The following is a 16,864-nucleotide window of genomic DNA, read 5'->3' on the forward strand; positions in this document are numbered from 1 at the left end:
CGGGTGAAACGGAACCTTAGACAGCTCCACCTCACCCGGAGGTCCTCGCCTATTTCAGGACTTCCGCAGCGTTACCAACGTCCGTGGCCAGTACATCTAGAGAGCCTTCGCGGTCAGGGTGCGGCCCGCCAGCCCTAGCTCAGCCGTGGAAGCCGGCCGGCAACGGAGGGCAGCGGGATCCCTTGACCGGCTTGAAGAGCGCGGCCTGATCGGCGCTCCGGAGAGCGCCGCCGTGCAGGGCCGGTGGTGCGGCGGTGGGATCACACGCAGCCGTTGCGCGCGACCCTGCCGCCGCGATGGCGACGGCAGGCCTCCACGGACCCGAGACGTGGGACCTCACCGTTGTTGCCGACGACGTCAGGAGCACACGCGAAGCCTGGGTGTGTGCCCCAGCCGTAGCCGAGCCACGTCATAGCAGCTGGATTCGAGGACTGAGATCGGGCCGGCGGGCTGGACCTCGACGGCGAAAGCTCTCTAGAGCCGCTCGCCGTTCTCCTCGAGTGACCGGAGCACCTCGATGACGCTGGCGATGTGTTCCCGCATCGCCGCCTCGGCGCCGGCCGGGTCACGCTCGCGGATAGCCGTGATGATCCGCTCGTGCTGCGGCAGCGACTGCTGCGGACGGCCCGGCAGCAGCGACAGCATGAACTGGTGCCGGGCCAGCTGCGCGCGCAGCGTGCCGATCAGCCGGTCCGCGGTGGCGTGGCCGGCGATCGCCCGGACCAGGCCGTGCAGGCGATGGTTGAGATCGCTGTAACGGCGATGCTCGCCGGACTCCACGGCCCGCCGCATCAGCAGGCCGATCTCGTCGAGCTCACTGGCCTCGGCGTCGGTGACCCGCTCGGCGGCCTGCGCCGCCACCAGTCCCTCCAGCACCATGCGGACCTGGGTGATCTCGATGGTCTCGGCGAGCGAGATCTTGCGTACCTGGGCGCCGCGGTTGCGATGGATCTCGACCAGGCCCTCGCCGGACAGATCCTGCAGCGCCAGCCGGATGTTGAACCGGCTCACCCCGAACCGCTCGATGAGCTGGGCCTCGACCAGACGTTCGCCGGGCCGTACGCAGCTCGTCGCGCGCCGCGTCCTTGCCCTTGGCCTCCCCGGTGTCGCGTGGCCGTGACCGGCGCACGCCGGTGAGGTTCTTCTCCGCAGACATGTGATCCCGTCTTTTCGCTGCGGAAACGATACCCCCGCGATGTCCTGCGGCCGTCGTGACCGACCTTCCGGCTGTGCCGTACCGCTGCCTCAGCGGGCGTTGAGGAAGGTGACCAGCTCCTCGGTGAAGGCCGGCTCGCGGACCGCGCCCAGGTGATCACCGTCGATCACCGCGAGGCGGGCGTTGGGGAGGGCCTTGGCGAGCAGCTCGGGGCGGGTGGCCAGGACGTCGTCGCGACCGGTGATCAGCAGGGTGGGAACCGCGATGGTGTCGAGCGGGAGCGGCGTGGCATGGATCGCGGCGGCCTGAGCGGCCAGGGCGGCCCGGTCGCCGCCGACCGCGTCCACGAAGGCCCGGAAACCGGCGGCGGCCGGGTGGGTGATCGTGGACGGGTCGTCGGTGTGAAACGCCTCGCGGAACGCCTCGGCGGGGATGATCCGGGTGTCGACGCCGCCGAGCTCGACGACCGCCGAGCCGACACCGCCGATGACCAGGCGGCGCAGGCGGGGGTCGCTGGTGGCCAGGACGAGGGAGACGATCGCGCCCATCGAGTAGCCGGCCACGTCGACCCGTTCGATCCCGAGCCGGTCGAGGAGCGTCGCCACGTCCTTGGCCATGCGCGTCTCGCCGTAGAACGACGGGTCGTGCGGTTTGCCGGACCGGCCGTGGCCGCGCGCGTCGACGGCGATGACACGGCGGCCGGTCGCGGTGAGGGCGCCGACGATGCCCGGCAGCACCCAGTTGGTGAGGCCGTTGGCGATGAATCCGTGGTGCAGGAGCACCGGTGGCAGGTCGGAGTCCCCGTCCCATTGTTCCCAGTAGATCTCCACACCGTCGGTGGCCTCGAAGGTCGGCATCGGCGGATTCCTCTCCAGTTCGCTCGGCGCACGACAGCGTATGCGCGCAGCGGACCCGCGGTATCGGTGAGATCGCCGGTGTGGTCACCATGTGCGACGCGGGAGGCGGTGACGATGTTGATCGCGATACATTGCGGGCTGTGACCCCCACACAGTTGCGCGCCTATTCCGCCGTCGTCCGGTGCGGCTCGGTGAAACAGGCAGCGGCGCAGCTCGAGGTGTCCGAGTCCGCGGTGTCGCTGCACATCGGACAGCTCCGCAAGGAACTCGGCGATCAGCTCTTCTCGCGTACGGCGAACGGGCTGACCTTCACTCCGGGCGGCCTGCGCCTGGCGAGCCGGGCCACCGAGCTGCTGGGGCTGCAGGACATCACCGTGCTGGAGGTGAGCGCGGCCGGTCAGGGGCGTCGGCTGCTGCGGGTCGGCGCGTCGTCGCTGTTCGCCGAGCACGCGGCGCCGGGCCTGATCGAGCTGTTCGCGAGCCGGGCCGCCGACCTGGACGTCGAGCTGAGCGTGCGCAATCCGGGATCGTTCGTCGAGGCGCTGATCGAGCGGAGCGTCGACATCGCGATCGGGCCGCCGCCGGCAGTGCCGCATGCGGCGCTGCTGTGCCGGCCGGTCATGTATTACAAGGTCGTCACCGTGGCCGGGCCGGATCATGCGCTGGCCGGGACGCAGCCGTCACCGCGCCAGCTGCGCGACCAGACGTGGCTGCTCGGCCCGTCGGCGGCGGCCGACCGGGGTGCGATCCCGACGCTGCTGCGCCGGCTCGGGGTGCCGGACGACCGGCAGCAGATCTTCCAGAGCCACGCGGCCGCCATCGAGGAGGCGAAGCGGGGCCGCGGGGTGGCGGCGGCGCTGTCGTTCACGGTCGCGCCGGAGGTGCGCAAAGGGCACCTCGTCCAGTTCTGCGGGCCGCACGCGTGTCTCGAGGACGTCTGGCACGCGCTGACGCTGACCGAGTCCGGGAAACCGTCGGCGGCCGCTGAGCTGGGACGATTCGCCTCCACGCCGCGGGCCATCCAGGCGATGATGCGCGGCAGTGGGGTGAACGTGGCCCGCTTCAAGCCGTCCATCCACGTCACTCTCTGGAGCTGACGTCCGGCGCCGCCTGGTGGGAACGAGGCCCGGCGTCACTCGCTGGCGCTGACGTCCGGAGTCGCCCGGCGGGGATGAGGCCCGGCGTCACTCGCTGGAGCTGCTGCCGGGTGTTCTGAGCCAGCGCCAGTCGACCTCGATCCTGGTGGGCGCGGGACCTGGCAGGGCGGGGCCGGCACGCAGGCCGTCCAGCAGCATCGCCAGGTAGCGGCGACGCAGGGACGTGGTCCGTCCCGGATCGGGCACGCGCACCGCGGCGCACATCTCCAGCAGCATCGTCAGATCGGCGGGGACGGCCTCGGCGCGCATCCGTGGTCGGGCCCGCTCGAAGAGGGCGCTCGCCAGCTCACCGGCCAGGACGGCGTCGGCGGTCATCTCGTCGGTCGGTGTGAAGGTGCCGGCCAGATGCACCGTGAGCGAATGCACGTCGGCCTCGACGACGCCGTGCAGGAACGTCTCGAAGGCGGCCCAGTCGTCGGGCTCGGCGGTGGCGCGCTCGGCCTCACCGATGAAGGTGCGCAACCCGTCGTGGCAGAGTTTGCGGAGCAGGTCCTCCTTGCCGGGGTAACGCCGGTAGAGCGCGCTGATGCCGACGCCGGCGCGCTCGGCGACCGCCGAGACGGGGGCACGCTTGTCGGCCAGGAAGACCTCTTTCGCCGCCGCCAGGATCGTCACGTCGTTGCGTGCCGCCTGGATCTTGCGGCCGGACGCCGGGTTCGTCATGCCTCCAGTATAGCGGAGCGGAATACTCTGTTCCGTTCTCGCGCCAGCCATGCTACCTTAATAGCGGAACGAAGCATTCCGTTCCACCGGACGAGAGAGGAACCGGCATGACCGCGATCCGCCCCTTCCGCATCGACATCTCCGACACCGACCTGCAGGACCTGCGCGACCGGCTGGCCCGCACCCGCTGGACGCCCGAGATCCCCGGCCAGGGCTGGCAACGAGGAGTTCCGGTCGACTACCTGCGCGGCCTGGCCGCCTACTGGGCGGGCGAGTTCGACTGGCGGGCGGCCGAGGCCCGGCTCAACCAGCTCCCCCAGTTCCTCACCGAGGTCGACGGGCAGACGCTGCACTTCGCCCACGTCCGCTCGGCCGACCCGGCGGCGACCCCGCTGCTGATCACCCACGACTGGCCCGCCTCGTTCGCGATCTACCTCCCCGTCGTGGAGGCGCTGCGCGAGAGGTTCCACCTCGTCCTGATGAGCAACCCCGGCGTCGGCTACTCCGGCCCGCTCACCTCACCGGGGTGGACGACGGCGCGGACCGCCGCGGCGTTCCACGAGGTCATGGCCCGGCTGGGTTACGAGCGTTATGGCGTTCAGGGCAACGGCGGCGGCGCCGCGACCGCCGTCGAGATGGGCCGGCAGGAGCCCTCCAAGGTAATCGGCGTGCACGTCAACGGGCACATCACCTTCCCCTCCGACGACCCGGCCGACTTCGCCGGACTGACCGAGGCCGAGCAGGCCCGGCTGGGCCGCCTGCAGGAGTTCCGTGACGACAAGATGGGCTTCAACGCCATCCAGTCGACCCGGCCGCAGACCCTCGCGCACGGGCTGCACGACTCACCCGCGGGCCAGCTCGCCTGGATCGTCGAGAAGTTCCAGGAGTGGACCGACCCGGCCGCCACCCTGCCCGAGGACGCCGTCGACCGCGATCTGTTGCTCACCAACGTCAGCCTGTACTGGTTCACCGGCACTGCGGGGTCCTCGGCCAACCTCTACTGGGAGATGGCGCACGACCCGTCCGCGTGGGCGCCGAAGCCCAAGTCCTCGGTTCCGCTGGGCGTCGCGCTCGGCGTCACCGACATCACGATCCAGCGCTACGCCGAGCGGGACGCGCCGGTAACCCATTGGACGGAGCTGCCGGCCGGGGGCAACTTCCTCTCCGCCGAGGAGCCCAAGCTCTTCAGCGACGACGTGAAGACCTTCTTCGACGCCCTCTGACTCCGCCGCCGCGACACGGCCGGGCTCCCTTCGGGGACGCCCGGCCCGCCGGTCACCCGATGGAGCCGACGGCCTGGAAAACGATCGTGATGCTGAAGGTGGCACCGTCCACCTGGTATGCGTAGCAGCCCGGCCCGGCGACCGTCGTCGTCGCGGGAAGGTCGTTGTTCTCCCTGGTCAGCTCGGCGTAGTGGCCGCCGTCGCGCTCCTCGCCGACGTAGGAGAAGCTGGCGCTCGCCGCTCCGGGGGCGTCGATCCGGCCCGCCCGCACCAGCACCGGGCCGGAGTACCCGGCACCGATCCAGCGGACCTTCTTCACGTAGGTCCCGTTCGGCTGCCGGTCATCGGGCCGCAGCTCGAGCTCGATCCCGTCCCGGAAGTAGTCGGCGATCGGATACAACGGCCCGTCGCCGAACACCCGGCCCGCCTCCCCCGGTCCGGTCCAGGGCCGCGGGGCAGCAGCGGGGCAAGCGGCACCGGGTGCGATCTGGGGCAGCCGCAGGGGCGGTGGTGTGAAGGCCGTCGCGGACGACGAGACAGACGCGGGCAGGGGCGCGGGCGGCTCGGAGGGTGCGCCGTCGCAGGCGGCAAGGCCGAGGAGCACCAACACGACGACGGTTGCCCGGACGAGGCTCGGCATGTCCGCAGTATCACCCTGCAAGCGACTCCCCGGCGACCCCGGCAGAACCGGCGAGCCCGAAGAAGGCGGCAGCCCGGCAGGCACGCGAGGGGCCAGCAGGACGGCGAGCCCTGCAGGACGGCAGGACGGCAGAGCCGCAGGCCCGGGCAGAGCCGCAGGCCCGGGCAGAGCCGCAGGCCCGGGCAGAGCCGCAGGCCCGGGCAGAGCCGCAGGCCCGGGCAGGACGGTGGGAACGGCGGCGGTGGCGAATCCGGGCGGCTCCGGCATGGCCTCCGACTGCGCGGTGACAACGCCGGGTGCGGCGCAGGCGAGCGGATCGGAGAGGATCGTGGCCGGCGCGGAACGGGCCGGCGCGGAGTCCTCAGGTGCCGGCTCGGCGAATGGTGGCCGCCTGCCGGAGGAGCTCGGCGGCGGCGGTCAGGTCGGCGAACGTGGCGGCGGGCAGCAGCTGGTCGCAGAACGGCAGGGCGGCGGCCATGCCGCCGACCTCGGGGGCCCATCCGGCGGTTCCGGCGCGGGGATTCAACCACATGATCTGGTACGCCCGGCGGCGCAACCGCGCCATCGCGGCCGTCATCGCCTCGGGCGGGTCGCTGTCCCAGCCGTCCGAGGCGATGATGACGATCCCGCCGCGGACCGTGTTGCCGTGATGCGAGTCGAGCAGGGCGCTGATGTTGGCGGCGATCCGGGTGCCGCCGAACCGGTCGTCGACGGCGGCGCCGGCCTGCTCGACAGCCTCGCGCGGGGACGTGTGCCGCAGCGGGACGGTCAGCCGGGTCAGCCGGGTCGCGAAGGCGAACACCTCGGCGTCGGCGGCCGTCGTGAACGCCCTCATCATCTGCAGGTACGCGGTCGCCTGCGCGCGCATCGACTCGCTCACGTCGCAGAGCATCACGACGCGGCGGGGACGCGGCACCGGGCGTTCCCGGACCACGGTGACCGCCTCCCAGCCGGTGCGGCGGGCGCGGGCGATGGTGGGCCGCAACGCGACCCGCCGGCCGTTCGGGGCGGCCCGATGCCGGCGGCTGCGGCGCTGCGGCCAGCGGGTCAGGGCCTCACGCAGCGCGGCGCCCCATGCCTCGGTCTGCCGCTGGTCCAACTCCTCGAAGGGCGTCTCGGCGAGGGCGGCGAGCGCGCTGGGACGCAGTTCCGGCAGGCCCAGACCGTCGTCGGACGGCTCCTCGGCGGCGACTGCCGCGGGCATGGTGGCCCAGGGCAGGCCCTCGCCTCCGTCCGCGGACTCGCCGCCGGTCCCGGGGACCGTGACGTGGACGCCGTCGTCACGGCGCTTCGGCGGTATGGCGGAGCGGCTCAACGGCAGCGGCGGCGTGTCGTCGAAGACGGTCGCGAACACGCGGTCGAAGACGGCCAGGTCACCATGCCGGCGGACCAGGGTTACGCGCGCGGTCCAGTACAGCGTGCCGCGCGACGTGGGCGGGCTGGCCCGCAACGCCCGGACCAGGTCGTCGGTCTCGGTGATGCCGGCCCGCAGCCCCGCGCGGCGCAGCCGGTCCACGAACGCCACCGCGAACGCGGCCCGGTCGGCGCCGCGCAGCAGCACCGGGGCATCGTCAGCCGCGGGCAACGAACCAGACGATCACGGCGGCGGCGACCACGACTGCTCCGACGGCGACCGGGATCACCCGCTTGTAGATCGAACCGCCCGCTACCGCGAGCAGATCGAGCGCCTCCGGCTCCTCGGACTCGATGACCCGCGAGGTCGCCGAACCGGCGGAAGCACCGACGCCGGTCCCGGAAGCCGCGTTGCCTGCGGTGGGCGCGGAAGTCGCGGGCACGGAGGTGGCAGCGTCAGCGGCGGGCGCGGAGGAAGTTTCAACAGGCGCGGGGTCAGCGGTGGAAGCAGCAGCTGTGGTAGCCGCGACGGCTTCGGTGGCGGCCGTCAGGTCGGCGTCCGGGACGCGCAGCGGGGCCACCGGCTCGGGCGTGCCCTCGGCGGTCTCGATGCGCCCGGCGGCCGGTTCGACCTCACCGGCGGTGGGGTCGGGCACCACCACCGTGCTCGCCGCCTCGTCGGCGGCAGCGGCGGCGGACGGTGCCACCGCGCCGAGCGCAGCCGCGGTGGCCGGAGCGGTGGCGACCGCGGCGGCGGAGGCGGAGGCGTCAGCCGAGGGCGCGGCGGCCGATGCCGCGGGAGCCGCGCCGGCGCCGGAGACCGCGGAAGCCGCGCCGGAGCCGGAGGCAGCAGCCGGAGCCGGAACATCGGCGGCCGGAGCGGCGGCGGCGGCCGGAGCCGCGGCAGCAGGAACGGGAGCGGCCTCTTCAGTGGCCAGCTTCTTCTCGAGGTTGGCTACGAACTGGGCGAGCAGCTTCGACGACACCTCCTTGATCATTCCGCTGCCGAACTGGGCCAGCTTGCCGCTGATCTTCAGGTCGGTGTCGACGGAGACCTTGGTGGCGGACGGGCCCTCGGCGGCCAGGGAGGCGCTCACGACGGCCGCCGCGTTGCCGGCCGAGCGGGCGTCGCGGCCCTTGGCGTCGATGACGGCGCGGTACGCGGTGTCGTCCTTCTCGGTGAACTGGGCCGTACCGGAGAACTCGGAGATCACCGGGCCTACCTTTACCTTCACCTTGCCCTTGTAGACCTCGCCCTCGACTCCGGTGAGCTGGGCGCCGGGCATGCACGGCGCGATGCCCTCCAGGTCGGTCAGCACCTGCCAGGCCCGGTCGATCGGGATCTGCACGACGAATTCGTTGGTGATCTTCACAGGGGGCTCTCCAAACGGGCGGCCTCGGCGACCGTGACCCGGTCGTCGGGGGTCTTGGCGATGGTGCCGATGGTGCGCAGGACGTCGCCGGCGGCCAGTTCGGTGACGCCGAGGGCGGCGAGCGCGGAGACCCAGTCGATGGTCTCGGCCAGGCCGGGCGCCTTGTCCAGCTCGAGCCTGCGGGTCCGGCCGATGAACTCGGTGGCGTCGCGGATCAGCGGCGCGGAGGCGCCGGGAACGGACCGCCGCACGATCGCGGCCGCCTGCTCCGGTGACGGGAATTCGATCCAGTGGTAGAGGCAGCGGCGGCGCAGCGCGTCGTGCAGGTCGCGGCTGCGGTTGGAGGTGAGCACCACGATCGGCGGCCGGGTGGCGGCGAAGGTGCCCAGCTCGGGGATGGTGACGGCGGCCTCGCCGAGGAACTCGAACAGCAGCGCCTCGAACTCGTCGTCGGCCCGGTCGATCTCGTCGATCAACAGCACCGGCGGGGTGGGCCCGTCGTATCGGACGGCGCGCAGGATCGGCCGTTCCAGCAGGAAGTCGTCGGTGAACAACGACGAGTCGTCCGACGCCAGACCGAGCCGGATGTGCAGGAGCTGGCGCTGGTAGTTCCACTCGTACAGGGCCTCGCCGGCGGTCAGGCCCTCGTAGCACTGCAGCCGGATGAACGGCGTGTCCAGCGCCTGGGCCAGCGCCTTCGCGGCGGCCGTCTTGCCGACGCCGGGCTCGCCCTCGAGCAGCAGCGGCTTGCCGAGGCGCAGGGCCAGGAAGACGGCCATGGCCAGGCCGTCGTCGGCCAGGTAGTCGACGGCGTCCAGTCGCTGAACGACCTCTTCAGGAGACTGGACGATCTGTTCAGGAGTGTTCATTCGCAATGAGCCGCTCGTAATCTTCCACGGTGTCCACGTCGATCGGCACGGTACCGGCGGTGGCGATCTCGGTCACCGGGTACCGCCCGGAGTGCAGCAGCTTCCACACCGCCTTGTCGCCGTGCAGGGTCGCCAGCTCGTCGAACACGGGCCGGCGGAACTGGAACGGATGTCCCAGCCCGTCGGCGTAGCGACATACCCCGATCGGTGCGTCTATCAACGCCACCCGCCGCACGTCGAACGGCGAGACGAGCGGCTGGTCACCGAGCAGCAGCACCAGGCGATCCGTTTCGATGTGCGGGATCGCCGACCGGATCGACGAACCGCAGCCGGACGCGAACGAAGGGTTCTCGATCACCCGTACGCCGGAGAGGTCGACCTTGTCCTTGATCTCCGCGGCCGATCCGCCCAGGGTGACCACCAGATCGTCGAGGTGACAGGACCGGGCCATGTCCAGGGTGGCGTCGAGCAGGGTCCGGCCGCGGAACGGCAGCAGCTGCTTCGCCTCCCCCAGGCGGCGGGACCCACCCGCGGCGAGGACCAGTCCCGTGACGGTCATTCTCGGTCGACGCTCATGCCCGGTCGCGGATGTATTTCTTCTTGCAGCCGGGACAGCAGAACCAGAAGTCCTCGCCGTCGATCACAGCGTGGTGGGTGTCCGGTCCGATCACGACGGTCATGCCGCAGATCGGGTCGATCGCGGTGGCGGCGGGCGTCTCGGAAGAGAGATCGGGAACCGGGGAAGGCGTGAACGTGGCCGGCCCGACGGGCAGGGCCGGGCCGGCCACGAACTCTGGCTCGGCCTTGGCGAAGGCGGCGGCCTCGGCGTGCGAGGCGGCGGCGGCCTTCTTGACGGCCGCCGGGGCGGACAGGCCACCCGTGCGCATCTCACGGACGATCTCCGCCAAGACCGAAAGTGCGATTTCCTTGGGCGTACGGGCACCGATGTCGATTCCGGCGTGGGGCCGGATCCGGGCGCGCTCGTCAGCGGTGAGGCCCATGGCATCGAGCAGGATGGCCGACCGCGTGTGACTGGCGACCAGCGCGATCAGCCTGACCCCGGCATCGAGCGCGGCCCGGACGGCGCGTTCCTCGTCACGGCCCAGCCCGGCCACGACGACCGCCGTGACACCGTCGTAGGCGCCGGTCACCTCGAAGTCGAGGAACCCGGCCAGCTCGGTGACCGCCCGGCTGATCGGGCTGTCACCGGCCACCCCGACCAGCGGCTTCGGCAGCACCGGTCGCAGGAAGATCTCGATCGCCCCGCCGGAGTGGCAGGGATTGACGACGACGAGCGCGCCGGGCGTCTCAGGGAACTCGGCCGAGTCCTCGGGCAGCACCCGCAGCAGCATGGAGTTGCCGTCGCGCAGCGTGTCCATGGCCGCGGCACGCACCGACGTCTCCGCGCAGACCCCGCCGACGAAGCCCTCGATGGACCCGTCGGCGAGGATCACCGCGTCGTCGCCGGCCCGGGCGGAGGTGGGTTCCTGCGCCCGGACCACGGTGGCGTGCACGAACGGCCGTCGTGCCGCGGTCAGCTCCCGCGCCCGCTCGGCGGTGCTCGTCGTCATCACGTACTCCCAAAGGGTTCTGCGTACGGGGTCCGGGCCCGGACCCCGAACGCCGGCGGATCAGATCGGCGGGGTGGCCTGGCCCCGCATGGCGTCCCACACCCGGCTGGGGGTGAGCGGCATGTCGGCGTGCCGGATCCCGAACGGCTTGAGCGCGTCCACGACCGCGTTGACGATCGCCGGCGGGGAGCCGACGGTCGCGGACTCGCCGATGCCCTTGGCGCCGATCGGGTGGTGCGGCGACGGGGTGACCGTGTAGCCGGTCTCCCAGTCGGGCACCTCGAGCGCGGTCGGGATCAGGTAGTCCATCAGCGAGGCGCCGAGGCAGTTGCCGTCCTCGTCGAAGCTGATCATCTCCATGAGAGCCATGCCGACGCCGTCGGTGAGGCCGCCGTGCACCTGGCCCTCGATGATCATCGGGTTGATCCGGGTGCCGCAGTCGTCGACCGCGATGAACCGGCGGACCTTGACCTCGGCGGTGCCCGGGTCGATGTCGACGACGCAGATGTACGCCCCGTGCGGGTACGTCAGGTTCGACGGGTTGTAGCAGATCTGCGCCTCGAGGCCACCCTCGACGCCGTCCGGCAGGTCGCCCGCGCCGTGCGCCCGGAACGCGATCTCCTGGATCGTCACCGAACGGCCCGGGTCGCCCTTGACCTGGAACGCGCCCTTGACCCAGTCCAGGTCGGCGACCGACACCTCGAGCATGCCCGAGGCGATCAGCTTCGCCTTGTCCCGCACCTTGCGGGCCACCAGGGCGGCAGCCGCACCGGAGACCGGCGTCGAGCGGCTTCCGTAGGTGCCCAGACCGAACGGGGTGTTGTCGGTGTCGCCGTGCAGCACGTCGATGTCGGCCGGCGGAATGCCCAGCTCCTCGGCGATGATCTGCGCGAACGTGGTCTCATGGCCCTGTCCCTGGGTCTTCACCGAGAGGCGGACCACGGCCTTGCCGGTCGGGTGGACCCGCAGTTCGCAGCCGTCGGCCATACCGAGGCCGAGGATGTCCATGTTCTTGCGCGGGCCGGCGCCGACCGCCTCGGTGAAGAACGCGATACCGATGCCCATCAGCTCGCCACGGGCCCGCTTCTCGGCCTGCTCCTTGCGGAGCTCGTCGTAGCCGGCCATCTCCATGGCCAGGCGCATCGTGGGCTCGTAGTCGCCGGAGTCGTACACCCAGCCGGTCTTGGTCGTGTAGGGGAACTGCTCGGGCTGGATGAAGTTCTTCAGCCGCAGCTCGGCGGGGTCGATCTGCAGCTCGTACGCGAGCGCGTCGACGATCCGCTCGACGAGGTAGACGGCCTCGGTGATGCGGAACGAGCAGGCGTACGCGACACCGCCGGGCGCCTTGTTGGTGTAGACGGCCGTCATCTTGCAGTGCGCGGCCTGCAGGTCGTAACTGCCGGTGAACACGCCGAAGAAGCCGGCCGGGTACTTCACCGGGGCGGCCGTGCCGTTGAACGCGCCGTGGTCGGCGAGCACGTTCGTACGGATCGCGAGGATCTTGCCCTCACGCGTCGCCGCGATCTCGGCGCGCATGATGTAGTCGCGGGCGAAACCGGTGCTGATCAGGTTCTCCGAGCGGTCCTCCATCCACTTCACCGGCTTGCCGGTGACGATGGAGCCGACGATGGAGTGCACGTAACCGGGGTAGATCGGCACCTTGTTGCCGAAGCCGCCGCCGATGTCCGGCGCGATGACCTGGATCTTGTGCTCGGGCAGGCCCGCCACGATCGCGTAGAGGGTGCGGTGCGCGTGCGGGGCCTGGGTGGTCGACCAGAGCCGCAGCTTGCCCTCGACCGGGTCGAAGTCGGCGACCGAGCCGCACGTCTCCATCGGGGCCGGGTGGACCCGCGGGTAGACGATGTCCTCCTTGACGATCACGTCCGCCGAGGCGAAGACGCGGTTCGTCTCCTCCTCGTCACCGGTCTCCCAGTCGAAGACGTGGTTGTCGGTCTTGCCCTCGAGGTCGGTACGGATGACCGGGGCGTCCGGCGACAGCGCCTTGCGCACGTCGACGACCGGCTCGAGCACCTCGTACTCGACGTCGATCAGTTCGAGCGCGTCGCGGGCCTGGTACCGGTCCTCGGCGACGACGAACGCCACCTCCTGGCCCTGGAACCGCACCCGGTCGGTGGCGAGCACCGCCTGCACGTCGTTCGACAGGGTCGGCATCCACGCCAGGCCGAGGCCCTTGAGCGTCTCGCCGGTGACGACCGCCTTCACACCGGGCGACGCCTCGGCCGCGCTGGTGTCGATGCTGACGATGTTGGCGTGTGCGAACGGCGACCGCAGGATCGCCAGGTGCAGCATGCCCGGCAGCTGGACGTCGTCGACGAACCGGCCGCGGCCGCGGAGCAGGCGCGCGTCCTCCTTGCGCAGCATCCGGCCGAAACCGACCGGCTTCTGGTCGTTGTCCTCGAACTCGGTGAGCTTCGCGTCCTGTGTCGTCGTCACTGGGCCGACACCTCCTCCTGGGCCGAAGAAGCCTCGTGAACCGCGGCCCAGCGGACCGAGCGGATGATCGAGGAGTAACCGGTGCAGCGGCAGATCTGGCCGGAGATGGCCTCGCGGATCTCGCCCTCGGTCGGGTCCGGGTTCTTGTCGAGCAGCGCCCGGCAGGTCATCAGCATGCCCGGCGTGCAGAAACCGCACTGCAGGCCGTGGCACTGCCGGAAGCCCTCCTGGATCGGGTCCAGCTCGGCGCCGTTGGCGAGGCCCTCGACGGTACGGACCTCGTGGCCGCCGGCCATCGCGGCGAGCACGGTGCACGACTTGACGGGCTCGCCGTCCAGCCACACCACGCAGACGCCGCAGTTGCTGGTGTCGCAGCCCCAGTGGGTGCCGGTGAGGCCGAGCACGTCGCGCAGGAAGTGCACGAGCAGCATGCGGCCTTCGATCTCACGGGTGTACTCGGTCCCGTTGACGGTCATCGTGACCTGCATGAGTTCAGCTCCTCGCCCGTTCCACAGCCTTGCGCAGGGTGCGCCGGGTCAGCTCGTCCGCCAGGTGGCGCTTGTAGTCCGCGCTGCCGCGGGTGTCGGTGGCCGGGTCGCAGCTGCGCGCCGCGATCGCGCCGGCCAGCTCGAACAGGCTCTCGTCGGGCTCGTGCCCGCGCAGCGCCGCCGAGATCTCCGGGATACCCGTGGTGTTGGGACCGACCGCGGCCAGGCCCACCCGGGCGTCGACGATCCGTCCCTGGTCGAGCCACACGGCCGCACCGGCGGAGACGACGGCCCAGTCACCGGCACGGCGCTCGACCTTGGCGTACGCGCTCCCGACCTTGAAGCTCTTCCGGGGGATCCGGATCTCGGTCAGGATCTCGTTGTCCGCGACGGCCGTCTCGTAGGGGCCGACGTGGAACTCCTCCATGGTGACGACCCGCTCCGAGCCGCCCGGCCCCCGGATGACGCAGCTGGCGTCCAGGGTCGTGCACACCGCCGACAGGTCCTCGGACGGGTCCGCCTGGCACAGCGAACCGCCGAGCGTGCCCCGGTTGCGCACGATCGGGTCGGCGATCACCTTCTCCGCATCGGCGAAGATCGGGAACACACCGGCCAGGACATCCGATTCCAGCAGCTCACGATGCCGGGTCATGGCCCCGATCCGCACCTCGTCGTCGCTGAGCCTGATGTAGCCGAGCTCGGCGTGCAGATCGTTGATGTCGATGAGATATTCAAAGTTGGCGAGCCGGAGCTTCATCATCGGCAGCAGGCTGTGGCCCCCGGCCACCAGCCGCGCCGAACTGCCCAGACGTTCCAACAGTCCAATGGCTTGGTCCACGCTTGTGGCACGTTCGTATTCGAACGGAGCCGGCACCTGCACCCTGTACCTCCCGTGAAGTCGCGCAGACCCTTTCGCCCTCGACGTCCAATGTCAACAGCGACCTAAGCGAAGTCTTAACTCGTCGTTGACGATCCTCCGATGATCGCGGAAGGTGCCGGTATGCGCGAGATCGTTGACGGCCTGCTGGCCTGGCGCGCCGCGGGCGTCTCCTTCGCCGTGGCGACCGTGGTGCACACCTGGCGGTCGGCGCCCCGGCAGCCCGGCGCTGCGATGGCCGTCAACGAGCACGGCGAGGTCATCGGCAGCGTCTCCGGCGGCTGCGTCGAGGGCGCGGTCTACGCGGCCGCCCAAGAGGTCATCGACTTCAAGAAGGCGCAGACGCATACGTACGGGGTGAGCGACGGCGACGCGTTCGAGGTGGGTCTGACCTGCGGCGGGACGATCGAAGTGATGATCCAGCCGGACGTCGCCCTGACCGCGCTCGACGATCTGCTGGCCGCCGTCGCGGCGGGCCGCCCGGTAGCCACCGTCTCACTGCCCGACGCTCAGCTCGTGGTCTGGCCGGACCGTGTCGAGGGCACACTCGGTGACGCCGAGCTGGACCGGATCGCCGGCGAGCAGGCGCGCGGCCTGCTGGCCCACGGCCGCAGCGCGATCGTCACCGCCTGCGAACGCGAGGTCTTCGTCCAGTCCTGGGCCGCGCCCGCCCGCATGATCGTCTTCGGGGCCATCGACTTCGCCGCGGCCGTGGCCCGGATCGGCAAGTTCCTCGGCTACCAGGTCACCGTCTGCGACGCCCGCGGAGTCTTCGCCACACCGGCCCGCTTCCCGGACGCCGACGAGGTCGTCGTCGAATGGCCGCACCGCTATCTCTCGTCGACGCCGGTGGACGAGCGCACCGTGCTGTGCGTACTCACCCACGACCCGAAGTTCGACATCCCGCTGCTGCAGGTCGCCCTGACCACACCGGCCCGCTACATCGGCGCCATGGGCAGCCGCCGCACCTGCGAGGACCGCCTGAGCCGCCTCCGGTCAGCCGGAGTCTCCGAGGAGGCGTTGTCCCGCTTGCACGCCCCGATCGGCCTGGACCTGGGAGCTCGCACCCCGGAGGAGACAGCGGTCGCCATCGCGGCCGAGATAGTGGCCGTCTCCTGGGGCGGCTCGGGCGCCCCGCTGAGCGGCCTGACCGCCCCCATCCACGGCCCCGCATAGACCCGCGCGCCGTACTCGGACAGGCTCGGCCTGCGCCAGGTACCGCCGGCGGCCCCGCGGCGCGAGCCGTACGTCAGGCCTGTTCTGGAGTGGCCGTTACGCGCGTGGGCGACGGCTGGCGCTCCTCCGAGCCGGCCGTGGTCCACCAGGTGACGATGCGGTCGACGACCGGGGCGGGCCTGCGGGCCCAGCCGATGTGGTCGTTGCTGCCGCCCGGCGGTACGTCGGCGTGCCGGTAGTGCCAGACGGTCGTCGACGACGGGTCGAACAGGGCAGCCGCGAAGGACTCGACCGACGCCGGCGGGGCGAGGCGGTCGCCCTCCAAGGCCACGATCAGCGACGGAGTGCGGACCGGCTCCGGTGACGGGAACGGGGTACGGCCGGTCAGTGCCATCCGGGCCCACTCGCGCATCAGGGTGCGGGCGCCGGGACCGCCGAAGGCCGGCTTGGGCAGGTGACCGAAGAACGCGGTCAGCGCCGGAATGATGAGGCCGGCCTGGATCACCAGGGGCAGGCCGGCGAACGGGTAGTGCCGGTGGTACGGCAGGGCGCCGCCGACGGTGACGACGCCGTCCGCGGGCACGTGGCCGAGCTGGTGCCCGACCGCGAGCTGGGCACCGAGGCTGTGGCCGAGGAGGATGACCGGCCGATCCGGCACCTCGGCACGGGCCGCGACGACCGCTCGGGCGAGCACGTCGATCTCGTCGCCGTACGACCAGTCGTTGTCGCGGGAGGCGGGCGGCTCGCCGGGTTCGAACCCGCGCCGGGGCAGTGCCCGGGCAGCCCAGCCACGGGCCTCGAACTCCTCGACGAGCGGCCGGTAGTAGCGGGAACCGATCCCCATGGCGGAGGACACGAGCACGAGTGGGGCTGGCTGCGTCATTTCCGTCCTTCGTCCACGGGTTACCGACCGGTATCCAGCACTCTTCGGCGGCCGTCACCCGTCAGACAAGAGGTTATGAGCCAGATCACCGCAGCCAGATCACCGCAGCCGGTTCACCGCAGCC

Annotated in this window: 16 protein-coding genes; 3 read left to right on the forward strand and 13 right to left on the reverse strand. The window is 71.4% G+C overall.

From position 1 onward, the window contains the following. Nucleotides 1–474: 474 nt before the first annotated feature. Both CLV67_RS31100 and CLV67_RS31105 read right to left on the reverse strand, forming a co-directional pair. Complete coding sequence (locus tag CLV67_RS31100) at nucleotides 475–1,197, reverse strand: GntR family transcriptional regulator (RefSeq protein ID WP_346265174.1); 723 nt, start codon at nucleotides 1,195–1,197, stop codon at nucleotides 475–477. A 48-nt stretch (nucleotides 1,198–1,245) separates the two neighbouring features. Next, nucleotides 1,246–2,013 (reverse strand): alpha/beta fold hydrolase, encoded by a 768-nt coding sequence (locus CLV67_RS31105; protein ID WP_106324772.1) that lies wholly within the window; start codon nucleotides 2,011–2,013, stop codon nucleotides 1,246–1,248. A gap of 140 nt (nucleotides 2,014–2,153) precedes the next feature. Here CLV67_RS31105 and CLV67_RS31110 point away from each other — a divergent pair, with 140 nt between their 5' ends. Beyond that, the gene (locus tag CLV67_RS31110; protein WP_106324774.1) at nucleotides 2,154–3,110 is read left to right on the forward strand and encodes a LysR family transcriptional regulator; all 957 of its coding nucleotides are present in this window, start codon (nucleotides 2,154–2,156) and stop codon (nucleotides 3,108–3,110) included. 87 nt (nucleotides 3,111–3,197) lie between these two features. Here CLV67_RS31110 and CLV67_RS31115 read toward each other — a convergent pair whose 3' ends face one another. Further along, nucleotides 3,198–3,833: a TetR/AcrR family transcriptional regulator gene (locus CLV67_RS31115; RefSeq protein ID WP_106324776.1), complete on the reverse strand. Its 636-nt coding sequence runs from the start codon at nucleotides 3,831–3,833 to the stop codon at nucleotides 3,198–3,200. Nucleotides 3,834–3,940: 107 nt separating this feature from the next. Between CLV67_RS31115 and CLV67_RS31120 the strand changes: the two genes are divergently transcribed. Continuing rightward, nucleotides 3,941–5,056: an epoxide hydrolase family protein gene (locus tag CLV67_RS31120; protein WP_106324778.1), complete on the forward strand. Its 1,116-nt coding sequence runs from the start codon at nucleotides 3,941–3,943 to the stop codon at nucleotides 5,054–5,056. A gap of 52 nt (nucleotides 5,057–5,108) precedes the next feature. On the opposite strand, the gene CLV67_RS51265 is transcribed toward CLV67_RS31120, so the two are convergent. The 9 genes from CLV67_RS51265 to CLV67_RS31165 all read right to left on the reverse strand — a co-directional run bounded on the left by CLV67_RS51265 (nucleotide 5,109) and on the right by CLV67_RS31165 (nucleotide 14,684). Further along, nucleotides 5,109–5,696 (reverse strand): hypothetical protein, encoded by a 588-nt coding sequence (locus CLV67_RS51265; RefSeq protein WP_146169356.1) that lies wholly within the window; start codon nucleotides 5,694–5,696, stop codon nucleotides 5,109–5,111. Nucleotides 5,697–6,057: 361 nt separating this feature from the next. Next, entirely contained in the window at nucleotides 6,058–7,281 is a 1,224-nt protein-coding gene (locus CLV67_RS31130) for a vWA domain-containing protein (protein WP_106324782.1), read from the reverse strand. After that, a complete protein-coding gene (locus CLV67_RS54370; RefSeq protein WP_146169357.1) occupies nucleotides 7,268–8,422 on the reverse strand; it encodes an SRPBCC family protein in 1,155 nt (384 codons plus the stop codon). The genes CLV67_RS31130 and CLV67_RS54370 overlap by 14 nt, the downstream gene beginning before the upstream one ends. Continuing rightward, nucleotides 8,419–9,291, reverse strand: a complete 873-nt coding sequence (locus CLV67_RS31140; protein WP_106324784.1) for an AAA family ATPase — start codon at nucleotides 9,289–9,291, stop codon at nucleotides 8,419–8,421. Before CLV67_RS31140 ends, CLV67_RS54370 begins: the two co-directional genes overlap by 4 nt. Further along, nucleotides 9,278–9,850: a nucleotidyltransferase family protein gene (locus CLV67_RS31145; protein ID WP_106324786.1), complete on the reverse strand. Its 573-nt coding sequence runs from the start codon at nucleotides 9,848–9,850 to the stop codon at nucleotides 9,278–9,280. The genes CLV67_RS31140 and CLV67_RS31145 overlap by 14 nt, the downstream gene beginning before the upstream one ends. Nucleotides 9,851–9,863: 13 nt before the next feature. Further along, nucleotides 9,864–10,862 (reverse strand): XdhC family protein, encoded by a 999-nt coding sequence (locus CLV67_RS31150; protein ID WP_106324788.1) that lies wholly within the window; start codon nucleotides 10,860–10,862, stop codon nucleotides 9,864–9,866. 60 nt (nucleotides 10,863–10,922) lie between these two features. After that, nucleotides 10,923–13,316: an aerobic carbon-monoxide dehydrogenase large subunit gene (locus tag CLV67_RS31155; protein WP_106324790.1), complete on the reverse strand. Its 2,394-nt coding sequence runs from the start codon at nucleotides 13,314–13,316 to the stop codon at nucleotides 10,923–10,925. Then, complete coding sequence (locus CLV67_RS31160) at nucleotides 13,313–13,804, reverse strand: (2Fe-2S)-binding protein (protein WP_106324792.1); 492 nt, start codon at nucleotides 13,802–13,804, stop codon at nucleotides 13,313–13,315. Before CLV67_RS31160 ends, CLV67_RS31155 begins: the two co-directional genes overlap by 4 nt. Nucleotides 13,805–13,808: 4 nt before the next feature. Then, nucleotides 13,809–14,684: an FAD binding domain-containing protein gene (locus CLV67_RS31165; RefSeq protein ID WP_106324794.1), complete on the reverse strand. Its 876-nt coding sequence runs from the start codon at nucleotides 14,682–14,684 to the stop codon at nucleotides 13,809–13,811. A 120-nt stretch (nucleotides 14,685–14,804) separates the two neighbouring features. On the opposite strand from CLV67_RS31165, the gene CLV67_RS31170 reads away from it, so the two are divergent. Further along, on the forward strand, nucleotides 14,805–15,857 hold the full coding sequence (locus CLV67_RS31170) for an XdhC family protein (protein WP_106324796.1): 1,053 nt from the start codon (nucleotides 14,805–14,807) through the stop codon (nucleotides 15,855–15,857). A 73-nt stretch (nucleotides 15,858–15,930) separates the two neighbouring features. Here the strand turns inward: CLV67_RS31170 and CLV67_RS31175 are convergent, their stop codons facing one another. Next, nucleotides 15,931–16,740, reverse strand: coding sequence for a serine aminopeptidase domain-containing protein (locus CLV67_RS31175; protein WP_106324798.1), 810 nt, complete (start codon nucleotides 16,738–16,740; stop codon nucleotides 15,931–15,933). Nucleotides 16,741–16,864 lie beyond the last annotated feature (124 nt).

The sequence above is a fragment of the Actinoplanes italicus genome, assembly GCF_003001815.1.
Classification (GTDB): Bacteria; Actinomycetota; Actinomycetes; order Mycobacteriales; family Micromonosporaceae; genus Actinoplanes; species Actinoplanes italicus.

Excerpts from the sequence above, each read along its gene's own strand:
- CLV67_RS31120 (WP_106324778.1), top strand. The coding sequence starts at position 3,941 with ATGACCGCGATCCGCCCCTTCCGCATCGACATCTCCGACACCGACCTG.
- CLV67_RS51265 (WP_146169356.1), bottom strand. The coding sequence starts at position 5,696 with ATGCCGAGCCTCGTCCGGGCAACCGTCGTCGTGTTGGTGCTCCTCGGC.
- CLV67_RS31115 (WP_106324776.1), bottom strand. The coding sequence starts at position 3,833 with ATGACGAACCCGGCGTCCGGCCGCAAGATCCAGGCGGCACGCAACGAC.
- CLV67_RS31170 (WP_106324796.1), top strand. The coding sequence starts at position 14,805 with ATGCGCGAGATCGTTGACGGCCTGCTGGCCTGGCGCGCCGCGGGCGTC.
- CLV67_RS31145 (WP_106324786.1), bottom strand. The coding sequence starts at position 9,850 with ATGACCGTCACGGGACTGGTCCTCGCCGCGGGTGGGTCCCGCCGCCTG.
- CLV67_RS31160 (WP_106324792.1), bottom strand. The coding sequence starts at position 13,804 with ATGCAGGTCACGATGACCGTCAACGGGACCGAGTACACCCGTGAGATC.
- CLV67_RS31150 (WP_106324788.1), bottom strand. The coding sequence starts at position 10,862 with ATGACGACGAGCACCGCCGAGCGGGCGCGGGAGCTGACCGCGGCACGA.
- CLV67_RS31140 (WP_106324784.1), bottom strand. The coding sequence starts at position 9,291 with ATGAACACTCCTGAACAGATCGTCCAGTCTCCTGAAGAGGTCGTTCAG.
- CLV67_RS31175 (WP_106324798.1), bottom strand. The coding sequence starts at position 16,740 with ATGACGCAGCCAGCCCCACTCGTGCTCGTGTCCTCCGCCATGGGGATC.
- CLV67_RS31105 (WP_106324772.1), bottom strand. The coding sequence starts at position 2,013 with ATGCCGACCTTCGAGGCCACCGACGGTGTGGAGATCTACTGGGAACAA.